Below are 16,890 nucleotides of genomic sequence, written 5' to 3'. Positions count from 1 at the left end.
CTTGTGAAGTTGCCTCAGCATAGAACAGCGATCCAGTTGGGGTTGGCAGATCGAGTACCGAGGTGATGCTATCGCGAGCAGGCTCGCTCCCACAGGGAGCCGTGATTCACAGCACATCCCATGTGGGAGCGAGCCTGCTCGCGATGGGGCCCGACCAGCCAATGGAGATCAGCCAGATACCCCATCATCGATATGCCGATACTCAGCCCCCAACTGCCCCGCCAACTGCCGAGCCCGGCCCAGCCGGATCGGACCTCGCTCGATGTCGATCAACAAACACGGGCAATCGAGTGGCGGCAGTGACAAGCCCTCCTTCACCCGGCCGTCCGTCATCAGCAACACCCGCTGCTGCTCCGCCGGATAGCGCTTGCGCCGGGCCACCAGCCAGCGCCCTGCCTCATTCAGCGCCGCCAGCAACGGCGTACCACCCGCGGCGCCCAGCCCGTCGAGCCAATCCCGAAGCCCGGCCGAGGCCTTGAGCCCCTGCACCTGCCAGTTCGGAACGCTACCGCTGGCCGTCAGCAGCGCCAACCGGGCGCGCTGCCGGTAAGCGTCGTCGAACAGCTGCGCCAGCAGGCCCTTGCCATCGCTCAAGGCCCGATGACGACGGGTCGAGGCCGACGCGTCGACAATCACCAGCCAGAGCTCATGGGACGAGCGGTGACGTGCGTGCCAACGCAGGTCTTCACGCAGGTTCGGACGACCGTTGAGCAATGTCCCCGGCCAGTTCACCACGCCGCTGGCCGCGGCTTTGCTACGGCCCTGGCGTCCCTGCTCCAACCGCCCGGCACGGGGTCTGGCATTCGCCCCCGCGAGCGAACGGGGGCGAATGCCTAGGGCTTTTTTGGCCAGCTCGGTACTTCACGCCGGGCACCGGTCGACAGCGCCTGGGCCGGCAGATCGCCCCACTGGCCCTGGCCTTCGCTCGGTTCGGCGGTACGGTCACCGGCCGAAGGGGCCTGGGACGGCGAAGGCGCCGGGGCGCAGTGCCCTCGCCGGCGGTGGCGCAAGGCAAACTCGGCGACCGCATCGATGTCCTCGGCGGCAATAACCTGCGCCCCGCGCCAGGCCGCATGGGCCCGTGCGGCCCGCAGCCAGACCAGGTCGGCGCGCAAGCCATCGACCCCGGCGGCGAAGCAACGCTCGGTGATCTGTGCCAAGGCCTGATCATCCAGGGGAATCTGCTGCAACCGTTCGCGAGCGTTCTGGCAGCGTTCGCGCAATTGGCTCTGGGCCGTCTCCCACTCAGCACAAAAGGCCGTCGGATCATTGTCGAAATCCAACCGCCGCCGAATGATCTGCCCGCGTTCGGTCGGCGCGGTATGGCCGTCGAGGGCCACGTTCAGGCCAAACCGGTCGAGCAACTGCGGGCGCAGCTCGCCCTCTTCCGGGTTCATGGTGCCGATCAGCACGAAACGCGCCGGATGCCGATGGGAAATACCGTCGCGCTCGATCAGGTTGGTGCCGCTGGCGGCCACATCCAACAGCAGGTCCACCAGGTGATCGGGCAGCAGGTTCACTTCATCGACGTACAACACGCCACCGTCGGCCTTGGCCAGCACACCGGGAGAGAACTGCGCGCGCCCTTCCCCCAGGGCGGCGTCCAGATCGAGGGTGCCCACCAGTCGTTCTTCGGTGGTGCCCAAGGGCAAGGTGACGAACTGACCGCTGGCCAGCAGATCGGCAAGGCCCCGGGCCAGGGTCGACTTGGCCATGCCGCGAGGACCTTCGATCAGCACGCCGCCGATTTTCGGATCGATGGCGGCCAGGCACAGGGCCAGTTTCAAGTCATCGGCGCCGACCACGGCGGAGAGCGGGAAATGGGGGGTGTCGGTCATGGTCGATTCTCAAAGGTGGTCGGTAAAGTCGGTTTGGAGAGAGCTTGTGGCGAGGGGATTTATCCCCGCTGGGCTGCGCAGCAGCCCCAAAATATCACTTGGTGAAACTGACACACCGAGGCGGGCCGATAGGGGATCGCGTTGCGATCCAACGGGGATAAATCCCCTCGCCACAGGTTCTGCACATGGCCAACTGACGGTGCACATCAACCATCTTCTTCGATGTCGAGCAACAGATTCTCCAACGCCTCGCGATACGCCCCCGGCGCCTGCCACATCCCCCGCTGCTGCGCTTCGAGCATGCGCTCGGTCATATCGCGCAAGGCGTCGGGGTTGTGCTGGCGGACGAAGTCCCGGGTGTCCGGATCAAGCAGGTAGGCGTCGGCCAGCAAGGCGTACTGGTGATCGTCGATCAGTTGCGTGGTGGCGTCGAAGGCGAACAGGTTGTCCACCGTCGCCGCCAGTTCGAACGCGCCTTTGTAACCGTGACGCTTGACCCCGTCGATCCACTTCGGATTCGCCGCCCGGGAACGGATGACGCGGTTGAGTTCTTCCTTGAGGGTGCGGATCCGGGGCAGGTCCGGCTGGCTGTGATCGCCGTGGTAACTGGCCGCGGCACTTCCACCGAGAGTTTCCACCGCCGCCAGCATGCCGCCCTGGAACTGGTAGTAATCGTTGGAATCGAGCAGGTCGTGCTCGCGGTTGTCCTGGTTCTGCAACACCGCCTGCACCTGGCTCAAGCGCCGGGAAAACTGATCCCGCGCGGCGGTGCCTTCATCGCCGCCGCCGTAGGCATAGCCGCCCCAGTTCAGGTACACCTCGGCCAGGTCTTCGCGGCTCTGCCACAGGCGACCGTCGATGGCACCCTGCACGCCCGCGCCATAAGCTCCGGGCTTGGCGCCGAAGATTCGCCAGCCGGCCTGTCGGGCGGCGGTGTCCGCCTCGAGGCCCGAAGCCAACAGGGCCTCCCGCTCATTCCGTACTTTGGCCGCCAGGGGGTTCATGTCCTCGGGCTCATCGAGCGCGGCTACGGCCTGTACCGCCGCATCGAACAGCCGGATCAGGTTGGCAAAAGCGTCCCGGAAGAACCCCGATACCCGCAGTGTCACATCGACCCGGGGCCGATCCAGCAGGCTCAGCGGCAGGATCTCGAAATCATCCACCCGCTGGCTGCCCGTGGCCCATACCGGGCGCACGCCCATCAGTGCCATGGCTTGGGCGATGTCGTCGCCGCCGGTGCGCATGGTGGCGGTGCCCCACACCGACAGACCGAGCTGGCGCAGGTGATCGCCTTGATCCTGCAGGTGCCGTTCGAGAATCAGGTTCGCCGACTGGAAACCGATGCGCCACGCCGTGGTGGTGGGCAGGTTGCGCACGTCCACCGAGAAGAAATTGCGTCCGGTGGGCAACACGTCCAGGCGCCCGCGACTCGGCGCACCGCTGGGGCCCGCCGGCACGAAGCGTCCGCTCAAGGCATCGAGCAGGCCGCGCATTTCCGCCGGGCCGCAGGCGTCCAGGCGCGGGGCCACAACGGACCGCAGGCTCTCGATGATGCCGCTCACGTCCTGCCAACCCGGCGCCTGCAATTGCTCGACCCCGCCTTCCAGGGCCTGCTCGATCAAGCTTGCGGCAAACAGCTCCAGGCGCTCGCGGGTATCGCCGGCGGTGCGCCAGGGCTCATCGCTGACCTGCCGCAACGCCGCGGGACAGGCGCCTGCCCACGGGTCGGCCAAGGCGCAATCCAGCGGATCGAAACCCAGCCCGAACGCCTTCGACAGCGCCCGCAGCAGACTCGACTGCGCGCCCTTGCCATCGCCCCGGGGAATGCGCAGCAACGCCAGCAAGGTGTCGATGCGCAGCCGCCCGCTGGGCGACTCGCCAAAAATGTGCAGGCCGTCGCGGATCTGCGACTCCTTCAGATCGCACAGGTAGGTGTCCAGGCGCGGCAGCCAGATCGCCGCGTCGGCGTCGGCGTCCAATTGCAGCTCGCGGTCGATGTGGGTTTCGCGCACCAGGTTGAGGATGTCCCGCTGCAGCTCCCGGGCGCGGCGCGGGTCGAGTAGTTGAGCTTCGTAATACTCGTCGGCCAGCAGCTCGAGGTTACGCAGCGGTCCGTAGGTTTCGGCGCGGGTCAGCGGTGGCATCAGGTGATCGATGATCACGGCCTGAGTGCGCCGTTTGGCCTGGGCGCCCTCGCCCGGGTCGTTGACGATGAACGGATAGATATTCGGCAAAGGACCCAACAGCGCGTCCGGCCAGCAGCTTTCCGACAACCCGACGCCTTTGCCCGGCAGCCACTCGAGGTTGCCGTGCTTGCCAACGTGAATCACCCCATGGGCACCGTAGGTGTGGCGCAACCAGAAATAGAACGCCAGGTAGCCATGGGGCGGCACCAGGTCCGGGTCGTGGTAGACCGCACTCGGGTCGACCTGATAACCCCGGGCCGGCTGGATGCCGACGAACGTCAGGCCCAGGCGCAGGCCGGCGATCATCAGGCGACCGGCGCGGAACATCGGGTCCGCCTCGGGCGAGCCCCAACGCTCCAGCACCGCCTGGCGATTGGCCTCGGGCAGTGCGTCGAACATGGCCTGGTAGGCATCGAGGGCCAGGCTTTGATGACACGGGCGCAGGTCGAGGCTGTCCAGGTCGTTGCTGACACCACCCAGCAGTTGCTGGATCAGCGCGGTGCCACTGGCAGGCAGTTCGGCGGGCAGCGGATAGCCTTCGTCCCGCATGGCGCGCAGCATATTCAACGCCGCCGCCGGGGTGTCCAGGCCGACGCCGTTGCCGATGCGTCCGTCCCGGGTCGGGTAGTTGGCGAGGATCAGCGCCACGCGCTTCTGCCCATTGGGCAGGCGCGCCAGTTCAGTCCAGCGACGGGCCAGTTGCGCGACGAAATCCATGCGCTCGGGCACCGCGCGGTAGCAGACCACATCGCTCTGGCTGCGCTCGCTGCGCCAGGCCATGTCCTTGAAGCTGATGGGGCGGCTGATGATCCGCCCGTCCAGTTCCGGCAAGGCGATGTGCATTGCCAGGTCCCGCGGCCCCAGGCCCTGTTCGCTGGCGCGCCAGCCGGGTTCGTTGTCCTGGGCGCAGATCGCCTGGATCACTGGGATGTTGCGCCGAAACGGCCGCACATGCGGCGCTTCCGGGCTCGATTGGGCAAATCCGGTGGTGTTGAGGATCACCCCCGCCTTCACCTCGTCCAGCCAGTCTTCGACCTGCGTCAGACAGCCAGGCTCCTTGAGGCTCGCCACGGCAATCGGTAACGGATTCAGCCCCGCCACTTGCAGCCGCTGGCAGAACACGTCGATGAACGCCGTGTTCGCCGCTTGCAGGTGGGAACGGTAGAACAGCACCGCCGCCACGGGTTGATCGGCCTGCCAGTCAGCTCGCCAGTCGTCGAGGCTGGCGCTGGTTTTCTGCGGGTGGTAGATCGCCGTACGCGGCAGGGCCTGCGGTTCAGCCCAGGTGTAGTCGCGACCGAACCATTGGCTGCCAAGGTTGTGAAACAGGTCCAGGGCATTGCCCAACCCGCCCTGGCGCAGAAACTGCCAGAGCCGGTCGCGATCGGCGGCGGGCACGTTGCTCAGGTCGCTGAGTTCCGGGTCCGGACGGTCGTCCCCCGGCACCAGGATCAGCTTCACCCCGCGTCCGGCCAGCTCCATCAAGCGCTCGATGCCGTAGCGCCAGTAGCCGATGCCGCCGTGCAGCGACAACAGGATGACCTTGGCGTGACGCAGCACGTCCTCGACGTAAAGGTCCACCGAGGCGTGGTTCTGCACCTGCATCGGGTTGGCGAGGCGAAATTGCGGGTAGTCGTCCGGCAACTGCCGCGCCGCTTCGGCCAGCAGCGCCAGGCTGGAGTCGCCGCTGCACAGGATCACCAGCTCGGCGGGGGTTTGCCCCAGGTCGGCAATGTTGTCGTCCGAGACGAAGCCGCCGGGCTGAGTCCTGAGCAGGTGCATGGCTTAGACGCTGAGGGCGGCGCGCAACTGCGCTTCAAGCAGCGCCGCGTCCAGCGCCTGGCCGATCAATACCAGACGCGTGACCCGCGCTTCATCGGCGCCCCATTGGCGGTCGAAATGCTTGTCGAAACGCGTGCCGACGCCCTGGATCAACAGGCGCATCGGCTTGTTCGGGATCGCCGCGAAACCCTTGACCCGCAACACGCCGTGCTGGACCACCAGTTGGGTCAGCGCGTCCAGCAACAGGCTTTCGTCGGCCTGGGGCAGTTCGATGGAGATGGAGTCGAAGGCGTCATGATCGTGGTCGTCGTCATCGCCGTCATGGTGGTGGTCGTGATGGCTGTGACGGCTGTCGATGTGTTCTTCGGAGCCGGCGCCCAGGCCGATCAGCACTTCCAACGGCAGGCGGCCGCTGCTGGCTTCGATGACCTTGACCGCCGGTGGCAGTTCTTCGGCCACTTCGAGGCGGACTTTCGCCAGGTCTTCGGGGCTGATCAGGTCGGCCTTGTTGAGGATTACCAGGTCGGCGCTCGCCAGTTGATCGGCAAACAACTCGTGCAGCGGGGATTCGTGGTCCAGGTTCGGGTCGAGCTTACGCTGGGCGTCGACCTGGTCGGGGAACGCGGCGAAGGTGCCGGCGGCCACGGCCGGGCTGTCGACCACGGTGATCACCGCATCGACGGTGCAGGCGCTGCGGATTTCCGGCCACTGAAAGGCCTGGACCAGCGGCTTGGGCAAGGCCAGGCCGGAGGTTTCGATGAGGATGTGGTCGAGGTCGCCGCGCCGGGCCACCAGCTCGCGCATCACCGGGAAGAACTCTTCCTGCACCGTGCAGCACAGGCAGCCGTTGGCCAGTTCGTAGACGCGGCCGTTAGCCTCTTCTTCGGTGCAACCGATGGAGCACTGCTTGAGGATCTCGCCGTCAATGCCCAGCTCACCGAACTCGTTGACGATCACTGCGATACGCCGGCCCTGGGCGTTGTCGAGCATGTGCCGCAGTAAGGTGGTCTTACCCGAGCCGAGGAAACCGGTGACGATGGTGACGGGGAGTTTGGCCAGTGTTTTCATCGGATGCCCTTTGGCAAAATGGCGGGCAAACGGGACGACAACCGCTGGCACAGGCGTGCGCGGAAGATTTCGCCACCGGATCACCCCGCCCGGTTGTAGTGAGAATCTGTCTCGAGGCAGGTCTCCTGGCTGACGGCGGGCCGGTCTCGGCTTTTCAAAAAAGCCCTGGCAATTCCTGCGCCTTCCCGTGCTGCGTGCACAGTGGCCTGGCAGGAACGTCACCGTTCACAGTTGCGGGGGCAGCCGCGGCTTGGACCGCGTTCCCGTCTTAGCTTCGGCGCAAACCGAAGAACCTCGAAGGCGCAAGGCTACGCAGGGTGTGCGGGCGGGTCAATGTCTGCGGGTTCGGTGGTGCATGAGCGGGCCCCATCGCGAGCAGGCTCGCTCCCACATTTGAAATGCATTCCCCTGTGAGAGCGAGCCTGCTCGCGATGGCCCCGACTCGGTTTCATTGACGCCCCACCCCCAGCCATGCTCTCCTGTGCGCCTAGTAATGGGTGCCCTTCACAGGGTGAAACGGGAAACCGGTGAATCGTGTGCTTTACTTCAAGGCCACGTCAGTCCGGTGCTGCCCCCGCAACGGTAAGCGAGCGAAGCGTCTGAACCACTGTGCCCGATGGCATGGGAAGGTGACGCTTGCAGGCAAGGCCAAGGCCCTGCCCCTCGTGAGCCCGGAGACCGGCCCATGACTCAATCATCAACAAACCCGCGGTGGGCGGGCGCTGTTCGGATCCTGACGGGCTTTGGCCCGAGGTTTCATTGCGCTCGATTTACCCACTGGCCAAGACAAGAACAGAGGGAAGCGCCATGTCGACCATCAGCACCACCGCCCGCACCGCCAGCAGCACCACGACCCTGAGCCAGCGCCTGAGCGCGGCGATCCTCGCCTCGGTCCTCGGTGCCGGCCTGGTCTATTTCGCCGGTTTCTCCCACATCGAGGCGGTGCACAACGCAGCCCACGACACCCGCCACAGCGCCGCCTTCCCGTGCCATTGAGACCTGCCGACATGATCAAGCGTATCGCGCAAACCGCCGGGTTCACGGGTCTGCTGGCCGCCCTGCTGCTGACCCTCCTGCAAAGCCTTTGGGTTTCGCCGCTGATCCTGCAGGCCGAAACCTATGAAAAAGCCCCGACCGCCGAAGCCCCTCTCGAGGTCCATCAACACGCCGACGGCGTCGCCCATACCCATGATGCCGAAGCCTGGGAGCCCGAAGATGGCTGGCAGCGTGTGCTGTCCACCACCGGTGGCAACCTGGTGGTCGCGGTGGGGTTCGCCCTGATGCTGGCGGGCCTGTACACCTTGCGCGCACCGACCCACACGTCCCAGGGCCTGCTCTGGGGCCTGGCCGGTTACGCCACCTTCGTCCTGGCGCCGACCCTCGGCCTTCCGCCGGAACTGCCTGGCACCGCAGCGGCCGACCTGGCCCAACGGCAGATGTGGTGGATCGGTACCGCAGCGTCCACGGCCGTGGGCATCGCCCTGATCGCGTTCGGCAGGCATTGGCTGCTCAAGCTGCTGGGCGTGGCGACCTTGCTGGTGCCCCACGTCATCGGTGCACCGCAGCCGGAGGTCCACTCGATGCTGGCGCCCGAAGCCCTTGAAAGCCAGTTCAAGATCGCCTCGCAACTGACCAACGTCGCGTTCTGGCTGGCCTTGGGCCTGATCAGCGCCTGGCTGTTTCGCCGTGACGGTCAAGCCCGCCACGAGGCATGAGCAGCGGGCAGGTGCTGGTGGTCGGCCTGGGCTGCCAACGCGGTTGCCCGGCCAGCGTGTTGCGAACATTGTTGGATGAGACGCTACTGGCCCATGGAATACCGCTTCAGGCGGTAGACGCCCTGGCCAGTATCGATCTCAAGCGCGACGAACCGGGGCTGCTGGAGCTGGCGAGAGAACTGGCGCTGCCGCTGACCTTCTTCAGTGGCACCCAGTTGGCCGGTTATCAGGAGAGGCTCACTCACCGCTCGCAGATCGCTTTCGAGCGCACGGGTTGCTACGGCGTCGCCGAAAGCGCGGCACTGGCCCTCGCCGAGCAACTGGGGCAGACAGCCGCCACCCTGCGAATTCCCCGCCAGAAATGCACCCAGGCCACACTGGCATTGGCGGTCGCGTCGTAAAACCCGATAATCGCGCCCCATGGATCATGAGCGATCTTCATTCAGGCATCGCTCCCCCACCTTTTTTCAGGAACCGGTCATGACCGTCTACTTCATTGGCGCCGGCCCCGGCGATCCGGAATTGATCACTGTCAAAGGCCAGCGGCTGGTGCGCAGTTGCGCGGTGATCATCTATGCCGGCTCCCTGGTACCCGCAGCCGTGCTCGAGGGCCACTGCGCCGAACAGGTGATAAACAGCGCCGAGCTGCACCTGGAACAAATCATCGAGCTGATGGAGACAGCCCATCGCAACGGCCAGGACGTGGCCCGGGTGCATTCCGGCGACCCGAGCCTGTACGGCGCCATCGGCGAGCAGATTCGTTGCCTGCGGGAACTGGACATCCCCTTCGAGATCATTCCCGGGGTCACCGCGACTTCCGCCTGCGCCGCCCTGCTGGGCGCCGAACTGACCTTGCCGGACGTGTCCCAGAGCGTGATTCTCACCCGCTACGCGGACAAGACCGCGATGCCTGCCGGAGAAGAACTGGGCAGCCTGGCGCAGCACGGAGCGACCATGGCGATTCACCTGGGGGTCAATCATCTGGAAAAGATCGTCGGTGAGCTGCTGCCCCACTACGGCGCGGATTGCCCGATTGCCGTGATTCACCGGGCGACGTGGCCGGATCAGGATTGGGTGGTGGGGACGCTGGCGGACATTGCCGAAAAGGTCCAGGCCAAGGGCTTTCGCCGCACGGCGCTGATTCTGGTGGGACGGGTGCTGGGCAACGACGTGTTCAGCGAATCATCGCTCTACCGCGCCGGGCATGCCCACCTTTACAGGCCCTGATTCGCCAGCCGGATCAACACAGAACCTGTGGCGAGGGGATTTATCCCCGCTGGGGCGCGTAGCGGCCCTCATCATACGACCTGACATACCACAAAGTCAGGATTGGGGCTGCTACGCAGCCCAGCGGGGCGGTGCGACGTTTCGCTAAATCCCCTCGCCACAATCGCCTGTCAGTAGTAAGCGTTTTCTTTCTGCGTGTGGTCGGTCACGTCGCGCACGCCCTTGAGTTCAGGGATGCGCTCGAGCAGGGTGCGCTCGATGCCTTCCTTCAGGGTCACGTCAGCCTGGCCGCAGCCCTGGCAGCCGCCGCCGAACTGGAGCACGGCGATGCCGTCTTCCACCACGTCGATCAGCGACACCTGGCCGCCGTGGCTGGCCAGCCCCGGGTTGATTTCGGTTTGCAGGTAATAGTTGATGCGCTCGTTGATCGGGCTGTCGGCGTTGACCATCGGCACTTTCGCATTCGGCGCCTTGATGGTCAGTTGGCCGCCCATGCGGTCGGTGGCGTAGTCGACCACCGCATCGTCCAGGAACGCTTCGCTGAACGAGTCGATGTAGGCGGTGAAGCTCTTGAGCCCCAACGCGGTGTCTTCGGGTTTTTCTTCCCCGGGCTTGCAGTAGGCAATGCACGTCTCTGCGTACTGGGTACCGGGCTGGGTGATGAAGATGCGGATCCCGATACCCGGGGTGTTCTGCTTGGACAGCAGGTCGGCCAGGTAATCGTGGGCGGCATCGGTAATGGTAATGGCGGTCATGGAAACTCCTCGCAGGCTTGCCGGCAGTTTACGCCAATCAGGGCGCCGGACAAAGTCCCAGTATTTTTGTCAGGAAAGCAGCCGACGGCACGGGGTTCGCCGCCGGGCCTGCCGATCAGAGGTTCTGGTAGCGGTTCATGTCCAGTACGCCGGCCTCCAAGGGCTCGGTTTCCTCGATGTAACGGCTCAGGTCATGGAAGTAGTGCCAGAACTGCGGATGACTGCGACGAATCCCCCAACGCTCGACAATCCGCTCGAACGCCTGCTCATCCTGGGCTTTTTCCATGGCATCGACGAACGCCGGGACTTGTCCGGCAGGAATGTTGAAGATGAAGTTCGGGTAGCTGCTGAGCACACCCGGGTACACCGTCAAGGTGTCCAACCCAGGCTGGTAGCGCCGCTCCTCGCCCAGCAAAAACGCCACGTTGCTGTGGGCACGGTTGCGCAGCAGGCTGTAGATTTCACGATCACCGCCGGCGGTTTCAATGCGCAGCATCGTCGCTTCCGGCAATTGGTCGATCACCCGAAGCCCCGCCGCCGGGCGCGACACCAGGCGACTGAGGGCTTGCTCGGCGTTCTGCAGGGCCGGATCGATGTTCGGGCGCGAGCAATAGGCACCGTCGCAACGGTTGATCGGATCGGGCCGCGCGTTCAACTCGCCATAGCGGACCAGCAATTGCTGGGTGAAATCGCCCTTGGGGTCGCGTTCGTCAAGCTTGAGGGCAGTCGGCTTGTCATTGTCGATGCTCTCGTAATCCAGCCACATCTTGACTTTGCCGCCGGACTGGTACCAGTCGTCGAGGTAGCCTTCCCGGGAATCGGCCGGCATCAGACGCAGGAAATTCTGTTCCGCACCGTTGCGAATCAGGTCGAAGTACAGTCGGGTCTGGGCCTGGTGGGACACGTTGCCGAACACATCAAAGTTCACCGCCAACTGATAATAAGTGCGTTCCAGCAACGGGAAGTCGAACAGCCACATGGTCTGCGGTACTTCACCGATCAGACCCTTGGTGACCGAGGCGCTGTCGAAGTGCCGGAAAATACTCAGCAAGGCGTTGTCGTTACCGGCCCACAGCGTCGACCAGCTCGGCGCCGGCAGCTCGGCATAGTTGTCCCGGCGCAAGGCTTCATATTCGTTGCGCTTGTCCCGATAGTTGAGCCATAGGCTGAGGACGCTGCCCACATCGTCGTTCTGCCCCGGCATTGCCAGCAATGGCGTGGCCTGGCCGCGATAATTCGGATCGGTGATGTACAAGTCGTGCTCGGGCGCCTGGAACAGCGCCCAGAAGTTGTCGCGGATCACATCCGTGGCGATCTGCCCCCGGCACACCGGGCCGCGGATAAAGGTGCGCACGAAATATTCGGCGTTATCGAGCATGAACTGATAGCGGGCCTGGGCCGGGATCGCTTCGAAGGTAGAGAACGGGTTCGACCGGCGCTCCGGCCCGTAGCCGGGCAACGCCGTGACTTGCCAGTTGCCCTTGTAGAACAGGCTCTTGACCCGCGCCATCTTGGCCGCACTCAGCCCGTAGGTGATGTGGGTCTTGTGCACGATCACCCCTTGCACCGGCCAGAGCCGGTAATAGATGCGGGTGCCGGGGTCGTCGTTCGGACGGCGGGTATTGATCACATCGATTGGCTGGCCGCTGGGCGTGCGCGAGCGTACCCACTGGAAAAAATGCCCCGGCTCGCCATCCTTGAAATAGATGTGCGCCAGGAACCAGTGCTCGAACAACCAGCGGGCGACCAGGCTTTCCCGGGCGCCGGGGGCGTTGAGCAGGTTTTCCCATTGCAGCACCTGCAAGGCTTCGGCGGCACTCGGGGCCAGGGCCTGCTGGTCGATGGGGGCGCCGGCGGCCAGCCAGCGCTGCAAGGTCTGGTATTGCTGGTCGGTCAGGCCGGTGACCGCCAGGGGCATGCCCTCCTTGGGGTGCGCGGCGGCGTACCCGTCGAATTGCCCCGGCATCGCGCAACTGTTTTCCCGCTCCAGGCCCAGGACAATGTCTTCCGGCAGTTTGGCGTTGGGCTGCAGCGGTGCGCCGCGGCCCAGCGCCAGCATCTGCGCCATCAACGCCGCCTGGCTGCCCTGGGCATCGAGCACCGAATAAAAGCCCTTGCGCTGCCAGGCCTTCGGGCCGGAAGCGTCATAGAACAAACGGGTCGGGGCCGCGGCCTGGCGTCGCTCGCCGTCATACACCGACAGCTTGCTCGCACCCCGAGCCGCGCCTTCGCCGCTGCCCAGGTTCAATTGGCAGGCAGAGTCGTAGCAGGCGTGGCAGGCCACGCACTTCTCCGTAAAGATCGGCTGGATGTCGCGGGTGTAGGACAGCGCTGGCGCGGGATCCTTGGCGGCTGCGGCAAAAGACAACAGCAGCAACAGACTGCCGAATAAGACGCGGTACGGCATGTCTCGGTCCCTAAGATGTATACGGCGATTCTACCGGGCCAGCACCGGCTTGCAAACATGAGCGATATTCATGCAAAAGTCGCCCGCGATCAAATCCGGCACAGGTTTGCTATGATTCCTGGCTTCGTAATGGTCTTTTTTTCCAGGTAGTCCTATGTCTGATCGCAGCGCTCGCCTCTATCTTCTCCAGCAAGCCCTCAAGGAACGCATCCTGATCCTCGACGGCGGCATGGGCACGATGATCCAGAGCTACAAGCTGGAAGAACAGGACTACCGCGGCAAGCGTTTCGCCGACTGGCCGAGCGACGTCAAGGGCAACAACGATTTGCTGGTGCTGACGCGCCCCGACGTGATCGGCTCCATCGAAAAGGCCTACCTGGATGCCGGCGCGGACATCCTCGAAACCAACACCTTCAACGCCACCCAGGTGTCCCAGGCCGACTATGGCATGCAGGGCCTGGCCTATGAGCTGAACCTGGAAGGTGCGCGCCTGGCCCGCAAGGTGGCCGACGCCAAGACCCTCGAAACCCCGGACAAGCCGCGCTTTGTCGCCGGCGTGCTCGGCCCGACCAGCCGCACCTGCTCGCTGTCGCCGGACGTGAACAACCCCGGCTACCGCAACGTGACCTTCGACGAACTGGTGGAGAACTACACAGAGGCCACCAAGGGCCTCATCGAAGGCGGCGCCGACCTGATCCTGATCGAAACCATCTTCGATACCCTGAACGCCAAGGCGGCGATCTTCGCCGTGCAAGGCGTGTATGAAGAGCTCGGCGTCGAACTGCCGATCATGATTTCCGGCACCATCACCGACGCCTCCGGCCGCACCCTCTCCGGGCAGACCACCGAGGCCTTCTGGAACTCCGTGGCCCACGCCAAGCCCATTTCCGTGGGCCTGAACTGCGCCCTCGGCGCCCGCGAGTTGCGGCCGTACCTGGAAGAGCTGTCGAACAAGGCCAGCACCCACGTCTCGGCGCACCCGAACGCCGGCCTGCCCAACGAGTTCGGTGAGTACGACGAACTGCCGGCGGAAACCGCCAAGGTCATCGAAGAATTCGCCCAGAGCGGCTTCCTTAATATCGTCGGCGGCTGCTGCGGCACTACCCCGGCGCACATCGAAGCCATCGCCAAAGCCGTGGCCGGCTACGCACCACGACCGATTCCGGAGATTCCCCGGGCTTGCCGCCTGTCGGGCCTGGAACCGTTCACCATCGATCGCAGCTCGCTGTTCGTCAACGTCGGCGAGCGGACCAACATCACCGGTTCCGCCAAGTTCGCCCGGCTGATCCGCGAAGACAACTACACCGAAGCCCTGGAAGTGGCCCTGCAACAGGTCGAGGCCGGCGCCCAGGTGATCGACATCAACATGGACGAGGGTATGCTCGATTCGAAGAAGGCCATGGTGACCTTCCTCAATCTGATCGCCGGCGAACCGGACATCTCCCGCGTGCCGATCATGATCGACTCGTCGAAATGGGAAGTGATCGAAGCCGGCCTCAAGTGCATCCAGGGCAAGGGCATCGTCAACTCCATCAGCATGAAGGAAGGCGTCGAGCAGTTCATCCATCACGCCAAGCTGTGCAAGCGCTACGGTGCCGCCGTGGTGGTGATGGCGTTCGACGAAGCCGGCCAGGCCGATACCGAGGCGCGCAAGAAGGAAATCTGCAAGCGCTCCTACGACATCCTGGTCAACGAAGTGGGCTTCCCGCCAGAAGACATCATCTTCGACCCGAACATCTTCGCCGTCGCCACCGGCATCGAAGAGCACAACAACTATGCCGTGGACTTCATCAACGCCTGCGCCTACATCCGCGACGAACTGCCCTACGCGCTGACCTCCGGCGGCGTGTCCAACGTGTCCTTCTCGTTCCGCGGCAACAACCCGGTGCGCGAGGCGATCCACTCGGTGTTCCTGCTGTATGCGATCCGCGCGGGTCTGACCATGGGTATCGTCAACGCCGGCCAGTTGGAGATCTACGACCAGATCCCGGTGGAACTGCGCGACGCCGTGGAAGACGTGATCCTCAACCGTACCCCGGAAGGCACCGACGCCCTGCTCGCCATCGCCGACAAGTACAAGGGCGACGGCAGCACCAAGGAAGCGGAAACCGAGGAATGGCGCAACTGGGACGTCAACAAGCGCCTGGAGCATGCACTGGTCAAGGGCATCACCACCCACATCGTCGAAGACACCGAGGAGTCGCGCCTGTCGTTCGCCCGCCCGATCGAGGTCATCGAAGGCCCGTTGATGGCCGGCATGAACATCGTCGGCGACCTGTTCGGTGCCGGCAAGATGTTCCTGCCCCAGGTGGTCAAATCGGCGCGCGTGATGAAACAGGCCGTGGCCCACCTGATTCCGTTCATCGAGGCGGAAAAAGGCGACAAGCCGGAGGCCAAGGGCAAGATCCTGATGGCCACGGTCAAGGGCGACGTCCATGACATCGGCAAGAACATTGTCGGCGTGGTGCTGGGTTGCAACGGTTATGACATCGTCGACCTGGGCGTGATGGTGCCGGCGGAGAAAATCCTGCAGGTGGCCAAGGACGAGAAGTGCGACATCATCGGCCTGTCCGGCCTGATCACCCCGTCCCTGGACGAGATGGTCCATGTGGCCCGCGAGATGCAGCGCCAGGACTTCCATCTGCCGCTGATGATCGGTGGCGCGACGACGTCCAAGGCCCACACAGCAGTGAAGATCGAGCCCAAGTACAGCAACGACGCGGTGATCTACGTCACCGACGCCTCCCGCGCCGTCGGGGTGGCGACCCAGTTGCTGTCCAAGGAGCTGAAACCGGCATTCGTCGAGAAAACCCGCCAGGACTACACCGAAGTACGCGAACGTACCGCCAACCGCAGCGCCCGTACCGAACGCCTGAGCTACCCCGCCGCCATCGCCAAGAAGCCTCAGTTCGACTGGAGCAGCTACCAGCCGGTCAAGCCGACCTTCACCGGCGCCAAGGTGCTGGACAACATCGACCTGAACGTCCTGGCCGAATACATCGATTGGACGCCGTTCTTCATTTCCTGGGACCTGGCCGGCAAGTTCCCGCGCATTCTCACCGACGAAGTGGTCGGCGAAGCCGCCACCGCGTTGTACGAAGATGCCCGAGCCATGCTGCGCAAACTGATCGACGAGAAACTCATCAGCGCCCGCGCGGTGTTCGGTTTCTGGCCGGCCAACCAGGTGCATGACGACGATCTGGAGGTCTACGGCGATGACGGCAAGCCAATGGCCCGCCTGCATCACCTGCGCCAGCAGATCATCAAGACCGACGGCAAGCCGAACTTCTCCCTGGCCGACTTCGTCGCGCCCAAGGACAGCGGCGTGACCGACTACGTGGGCGGTTTCATCACCACCGCCGGCATCGGCGCCGAAGAGGTGGCGAAGGCCTACCAGGAAGCCGGCGACGACTACAACTCGATCATGGTCAAGGCCCTGGCCGACCGCCTGGCCGAGGCCTGCGCCGAGTGGCTGCACCAGCAGGTGCGCAAGGAACATTGGGGTTATGCCAAGGACGAAAGCCTGGACAACGAGGCGCTGATCAAGGAGCAATACACCGGCATCCGCCCTGCCCCCGGCTACCCGGCCTGCCCGGACCACACCGAGAAAGCCACCCTGTTCCGCCTGCTCGACCCCGAGGCCAGCGAACTGAAGGCCGGCCGCAGCGGCGTGTTCCTCACCGAGCATTACGCCATGTTCCCGGCGGCGGCGGTCAGCGGCTGGTATTTCGCCCATCCCCAGGCGCAGTACTTCGCCGTGGGCAAGATCGACAAGGACCAGGTCCAGAGCTACACCGGCCGCAAGGGCCAGGAGCTGAGCGTGACCGAGCGCTGGCTGGCGCCGAACCTGGGTTACGACAGCTGATCCACAGGATCGCGGCCGGCAGCGGCCGCGATCTTTTTCCAGGGTTG

The 16,890-nt window shown here is 64.7% G+C and carries 11 protein-coding genes and 2 riboswitches; of the genes, 5 read left to right on the top strand and 6 right to left on the bottom strand.

What is annotated here, in order from left to right; genetic code table 11:
- Nucleotides 1-168: 168 nt before the first annotated feature.
- From LOY67_RS10860 to cobW, 4 genes are all read right to left on the bottom strand, one after another.
- Nucleotides 169-780, bottom strand: a complete 612-nt coding sequence (locus LOY67_RS10860) for a vWA domain-containing protein (RefSeq protein ID WP_265067156.1) — start codon at nucleotides 778-780, stop codon at nucleotides 169-171.
- Between the two features lie 53 nt (nucleotides 781-833).
- Nucleotides 834-1,838: an ATP-binding protein gene (locus tag LOY67_RS10855; RefSeq protein WP_265067155.1), complete on the bottom strand. Its 1,005-nt coding sequence runs from the start codon at nucleotides 1,836-1,838 to the stop codon at nucleotides 834-836.
- Between the two features lie 206 nt (nucleotides 1,839-2,044).
- A complete protein-coding gene (gene cobN / locus LOY67_RS10850) occupies nucleotides 2,045-5,806 on the bottom strand; it encodes a cobaltochelatase subunit CobN (RefSeq protein ID WP_265067154.1) in 3,762 nt (1,253 codons plus the stop codon).
- 3 nt (nucleotides 5,807-5,809) lie between these two features.
- A complete protein-coding gene (cobW, locus tag LOY67_RS10845) occupies nucleotides 5,810-6,874 on the bottom strand; it encodes a cobalamin biosynthesis protein CobW (RefSeq protein ID WP_320110015.1) in 1,065 nt (354 codons plus the stop codon).
- A gap of 97 nt (nucleotides 6,875-6,971) precedes the next feature.
- Nucleotides 6,972-7,186, bottom strand: a riboswitch (cobalamin riboswitch).
- A 166-nt stretch (nucleotides 7,187-7,352) separates the two neighbouring features.
- A riboswitch (cobalamin riboswitch) is annotated at nucleotides 7,353-7,576 on the top strand.
- Between the two features lie 105 nt (nucleotides 7,577-7,681).
- Between cobW and LOY67_RS10840 the strand changes: the two genes are divergently transcribed.
- The 4 genes from LOY67_RS10840 (at nucleotide 7,682) to cobM (ending at nucleotide 9,816) form a co-directional block, all read left to right on the top strand.
- Nucleotides 7,682-7,870, top strand: a complete 189-nt coding sequence (locus tag LOY67_RS10840; RefSeq protein ID WP_265067152.1) for a CbtB-domain containing protein — start codon at nucleotides 7,682-7,684, stop codon at nucleotides 7,868-7,870.
- An 11-nt stretch (nucleotides 7,871-7,881) separates the two neighbouring features.
- Nucleotides 7,882-8,589 carry a CbtA family protein gene (locus LOY67_RS10835; protein WP_265067151.1) on the top strand — a complete coding sequence of 236 codons (708 nt, stop codon included), beginning with the start codon at nucleotides 7,882-7,884 and terminating at the stop codon, nucleotides 8,587-8,589.
- Nucleotides 8,586-8,990, top strand: coding sequence for a cobalamin biosynthesis protein (locus LOY67_RS10830; RefSeq protein WP_265067150.1), 405 nt, complete (start codon nucleotides 8,586-8,588; stop codon nucleotides 8,988-8,990). Before LOY67_RS10835 ends, LOY67_RS10830 begins: the two co-directional genes overlap by 4 nt.
- A 79-nt stretch (nucleotides 8,991-9,069) precedes the next feature.
- Nucleotides 9,070-9,816 (top strand): precorrin-4 C(11)-methyltransferase, encoded by a 747-nt coding sequence (gene cobM, locus LOY67_RS10825; RefSeq protein ID WP_265067149.1) that lies wholly within the window; start codon nucleotides 9,070-9,072, stop codon nucleotides 9,814-9,816.
- A gap of 170 nt (nucleotides 9,817-9,986) precedes the next feature.
- Here the strand turns inward: cobM and nfuA are convergent, their stop codons facing one another.
- Both nfuA and LOY67_RS10815 read right to left on the bottom strand, forming a co-directional pair.
- On the bottom strand, nucleotides 9,987-10,571 hold the full coding sequence (nfuA, locus tag LOY67_RS10820) for a Fe-S biogenesis protein NfuA (RefSeq protein ID WP_024781251.1): 585 nt from the start codon (nucleotides 10,569-10,571) through the stop codon (nucleotides 9,987-9,989).
- Between the two features lie 115 nt (nucleotides 10,572-10,686).
- Complete coding sequence (locus LOY67_RS10815) at nucleotides 10,687-12,978, bottom strand: fatty acid cis/trans isomerase (RefSeq protein WP_265067148.1); 2,292 nt, start codon at nucleotides 12,976-12,978, stop codon at nucleotides 10,687-10,689.
- A gap of 154 nt (nucleotides 12,979-13,132) precedes the next feature.
- Here LOY67_RS10815 and metH point away from each other — a divergent pair, with 154 nt between their 5' ends.
- Entirely contained in the window at nucleotides 13,133-16,843 is a 3,711-nt protein-coding gene (metH, locus tag LOY67_RS10810; RefSeq protein ID WP_265067147.1) for a methionine synthase, read from the top strand.
- Nucleotides 16,844-16,890 lie beyond the last annotated feature (47 nt).

The sequence above is a fragment of the Pseudomonas sp. B21-056 genome (assembly GCF_026016325.1).
In the GTDB taxonomy this organism is placed as follows: Bacteria; Pseudomonadota; Gammaproteobacteria; order Pseudomonadales; family Pseudomonadaceae; genus Aquipseudomonas.
Note: the sequence above shows the minus strand (reverse complement) of the source record. Positions and strands in the feature narration are given on the sequence as shown.

Coding starts and splice junctions, on each gene's coding strand:
- LOY67_RS10830 (WP_265067150.1), top strand. CDS start 8,586: ATGAGCAGCGGGCAGGTGCTGGTGGTCGGCCTGGGCTGCCAACGCGGT.
- LOY67_RS10835 (WP_265067151.1), top strand. CDS start 7,882: ATGATCAAGCGTATCGCGCAAACCGCCGGGTTCACGGGTCTGCTGGCC.
- LOY67_RS10840 (WP_265067152.1), top strand. CDS start 7,682: ATGTCGACCATCAGCACCACCGCCCGCACCGCCAGCAGCACCACGACC.
- cobM (WP_265067149.1), top strand. CDS start 9,070: ATGACCGTCTACTTCATTGGCGCCGGCCCCGGCGATCCGGAATTGATC.
- nfuA (WP_024781251.1), bottom strand. CDS start 10,571: ATGACCGCCATTACCATTACCGATGCCGCCCACGATTACCTGGCCGAC.
- cobN (WP_265067154.1), bottom strand. CDS start 5,806: ATGCACCTGCTCAGGACTCAGCCCGGCGGCTTCGTCTCGGACGACAAC.
- LOY67_RS10815 (WP_265067148.1), bottom strand. CDS start 12,978: ATGCCGTACCGCGTCTTATTCGGCAGTCTGTTGCTGCTGTTGTCTTTT.
- cobW (WP_320110015.1), bottom strand. CDS start 6,874: ATGAAAACACTGGCCAAACTCCCCGTCACCATCGTCACCGGTTTCCTC.
- metH (WP_265067147.1), top strand. CDS start 13,133: ATGTCTGATCGCAGCGCTCGCCTCTATCTTCTCCAGCAAGCCCTCAAG.
- LOY67_RS10855 (WP_265067155.1), bottom strand. CDS start 1,838: ATGACCGACACCCCCCATTTCCCGCTCTCCGCCGTGGTCGGCGCCGAT.